Origin of the sequence: Ferruginibacter sp. (assembly GCF_031430955.1) — a bacterium.
GTDB lineage: Bacteria > Bacteroidota > Bacteroidia > Chitinophagales > Chitinophagaceae > Ferruginibacter.
On the sequence record NZ_JANPCM010000294.1, the window covers coordinates 1 to 3,963 of the forward strand.

The 3,963-nt window shown below is 36.2% G+C and carries 3 protein-coding genes; all 3 read left to right on the forward strand.

The features are described 5' to 3' along the window. Positions 1-250 precede the first annotated feature (250 nt). Positions 251-454, forward strand: a complete 204-nt coding sequence (locus ACY65O_RS08365; RefSeq protein ID WP_462220401.1) for a hypothetical protein — start codon at positions 251-253, stop codon at positions 452-454. Between the two features lie 19 nt (positions 455-473). Continuing rightward, positions 474-1,736, forward strand: coding sequence for a tail fiber domain-containing protein (locus tag ACY65O_RS08370; protein WP_462220402.1), 1,263 nt, complete (start codon positions 474-476; stop codon positions 1,734-1,736). Between the two features lie 19 nt (positions 1,737-1,755). Then, positions 1,756-3,963, forward strand: a 2,208-nt coding sequence (locus tag ACY65O_RS08375; protein ID WP_462220403.1) for a beta strand repeat-containing protein, incomplete at its 3' end; no start/stop codon positions are given.

The window sequence follows — 3,963 nt, forward strand, 5'->3', positions numbered from 1 at the left end:
TGCTTTACTGTAAGTAAATACAAAGAAGTGGACATACATTTTTTTAAAGAAGGGAGTTTAATAAAAGGCTCGTAAAATAAATGCCGGGTAATGTGAAATGAGGATGAAAAGCCACCACTGCTGCGATGAAGAGCAGTGGGCTTTTGTAAATTTTAAACAACTGTTTTATAAAAAATATTTTTCAGTTAAGATTTACAGTGAATTAAAAATGATATTAAAATAATTTACCAAAAAAAATTATAACTAAAAAATGAAAAGAGAAACATACGCAGACCTGTTATTTATTGGAATTATTTTTATAGCGATACTGTTTTTACCGGTATCAAAAAATTCATTGAAAGTAAAAGCTGCTGCTTTTGATAAAATTATTCAAGGCATCAAAACTATTAACACAGATGATACCGCATTATTTAATAAAGCGGGCCTGTTAAGTTTCCTCCTCTTTAAATTTTAAGCATACTAAATAAAAATTAATGAAAAAATTATTTCCCCTTGTATTCCTAATCATTTTTGCAAACAATATTATTGCACAAAACGTAGGCATAGGTACCAGCACACCAACTGATAAATTTTCAATAGTTAATGCCCTGCCCGGGTATGGCATCACACATACCTACGGCCCTGTAACCATGGGTACTTATATTTCAAATTTGTATGGCCAGTTTGGTACAAAAACCAATCACCCTTTGCAGTTTTTTACAAATAATGGATCAGCTCAAATTACTTTACTTCAAAATGGTAATACGGGCATTGGCATAGCTACTCCAACAGCAAAACTTCATGTAGCTGGTAATGTGTTTTCAGAAGGTAGTGCAGCTGGTTTTACATTCAACGACAGGTCGGATAATACCAAAGGCTACCAATGGTATTCTATTGGTGGCAATGCATATTTGTCCAGGCAAGCTGCAATTACCAGTGATGTACTTTCTATTTTAGGAAATGGAAATATTGGATTTAATACTTCTGCACCTCAAACTGATTTGCATGTAAATCCCAATGGTGCAGGCAGCATTTTAGTTGGCACCAACAGAAATGCCGGTGGTTATACCAATTTAGAAATGGGGATCAGTACACAAAGTGGTGGGTATAGTTATATACAATCAACCAAGGCATCGGGTTCCTCTTATGGAACTTTACAATTAAATCCTTCGGGTGGCTTTGTAACTACTGGAGGTTATGTTGGAATTCGAACCAATACTCCTTTTTTCCCACTAGATATTGATCAGCCTAATAATTTAAGCCAGGCAATTAGAATTTTAACAACAGGAAGCATTTGGGGTATAGGAAATTGGAACGAAAACCTGTTTATTACACATAATAATGATGATAATAAAGCTTCAGTTATTAGTTCGATTGACGGCTCATTTAATTCGTGGAGTGATAGACGGATGAAAAAAAATATTGAAGACTTAAGTCCTGTTCTTGATAAAGTATTGCTATTAAAAGCTAAAAAATATCAGTTTATTAACACAAACGAAACAACTAGAAAATCGACAGGTTTTATTTCACAGGAAGTATTAGACTTATTTCCAGAATTGGTAATCAGTACTACACGAAGTGCAGAAGATTCAACAATTTATCATGGTATAAACTATGCAGGATTTAGTGTAATCGCCATCAAAGCCATACAGGAGCAGCAGCAGCAAATACAAACACAGCAACAAATTATAGATGCTCAAAATAAAAAGCTGGAAGATTTTGAAAAAAGATTAGAAGCGCTGGAGGGTAAAAAATAAATCATTCAAAAAACTGATAATGAAAAAAATATTATTCTTGTCACTCGCAATTATTTTTGCAAACAATATTATTGCACAAAATGTAGGCATTGGCACCCTCACTCCTAACACCAGTGCTATGCTGGATATTACTGCTGCCAACAAAGGTGTTTTGATACCCAGGGTTGCACTTACAGATATTAATGATGTGGTTACCATACCAACCCCATCGGCCTCCTTATTAATTTACAATACTGCTACCGCAGGCACAGCACCTTTAAATGTAACACCGGGTTTTTATTTTTGGAACGGTACTGCATGGATACCTTTTGTTACTAGCGATAACAGCCTTAAAGCCGCATGGTTACTGGGTGGCAATAATAATACAAACCCTGCAAATAATTTTATAGGTAATATTGATAACCAATCTTTGCTTTTTAAAATAAGAAATACCAATGCTGGTTATTTAGGGTTAGATGGAAATACCTATTGGGGTTACAGAAGTGGTTTGAATAGTGGTACCGGTTACAGCAATGTTGCAATTGGTGGTTCTGCCTTGTATCAAAACACAAACAGGTCTAATCTGGTGGCAGTAGGCGATTCAGCATTGTATAATAATGGTGTGGGTGCAACGCAACCGTTTCATGCTGTAGAAAATACAGCACTTGGCTCAAAGGCCTTGTATGCAAATACCACAGGTTTTTCCAATACAGCAGTAGGAATACAGGCAATGACCGACAATACTACAGGTACACAAAATACTGCCGTGGGTGGTTATGCTTTGGCAAGCAATACAACAGGTTATCGCAATACTGCAGCAGGTTATTACTCGCTGAATTCCGATACTTCGGGAAATGATAATACGGCCAATGGTTTTTATGCATTAGGTAAAAATACTTCGGGTACCTATAATACTGCCACCGGCTCTTTTTCTTCTGTTAATAATATTTCAGGTAATTACAATACTGCCAATGGTGCATTTTCTTTTTATAGTAATAAAATTGCTTCTTCCAATACAGCTATTGGTTCTTATGCATTATACAAAGATTCATCAGGTAATTTTAATACCGGCATTGGTATTAATGCACTTTTTAATAATATTTCTGGTAATAATAATACAGCTAATGGGGCCTCCTCACTGTCTTTTAATACAACAGGTGGTAATAACACAGCCACAGGTTTCCAATCATTACGCTTCAATACAACCGGAGATGATAATGTGGCTGTAGGAACCTACTCCCTTTTTTCTAATAACACTGGCCACAGTAATGTTGCCATTGGCATTCAAGCATTGGCCAACAATACCACACAAAGTAATATTGTAGCCGTTGGTGATTCGGCTTTGTATTTTAATGGACTGGGTGCTTCGGGTACTCAGGCAACCGAGAATACAGCTATAGGTTCAAAAGCTTTGTATGCAAATACAACGGGTGCTGCCAATACAGCCATAGGTAAGCAAGCATTATTCTCTAATACAAATGCGATTAACAATACTGCTATTGGTGCAAAGTCTCTCTACAGAACCACAACAGGCAATAATAATTCTGCAATTGGTGTCTTATCCCTTTTTTCTAACATTTCAGGTAATGATAATACTGCTATTGGTTTACAAACCTTGAATCAAAATACAACGGGTAATTCAAATACAGCAATTGGTAGTCAATCCTTATATAATGACACCAGTGGGACATCTAATACAGCAGCAGGCTATCAATCGCTTTATTATAATACCAAAGGAAGTAACAATGTTGCCAATGGTTACCAGTCATTAGTTTATAATAATACGGGTGATAATAATGTGGCAATAGGAAATTTTTCACTATTTGGTAATACTTCAGGGCGTAGCAATGTTGCCATTGGCATACAAACATTAGCAAACAATACCACACAAAGTAATATAGTAGCCGTTGGAGATTCTGCACTGTATAATAATGGACTCAATACAACGCAACCTTTTCATGCCACTGCAAACACAGCTTTGGGATCAAAAGCATTGTACAATAATACCAATGGATTTTTTAACACAGCAAATGGATACCAGTCACTGTATGCTAACACCACCGGAGCAGGCAATACTGCACAAGGCGATCAATCAATTTGGTCTAATACCACAGGCAACAATAATACTGCTGTTGGATACCAATCAACCTTTTTCAATAGCATCGGAAATGATAATACTGCTTTTGGTTTGCAGTCGTTACATCACAATACCATAGGCAGCGGTAATACTTCTTCAGGAATTTATTCG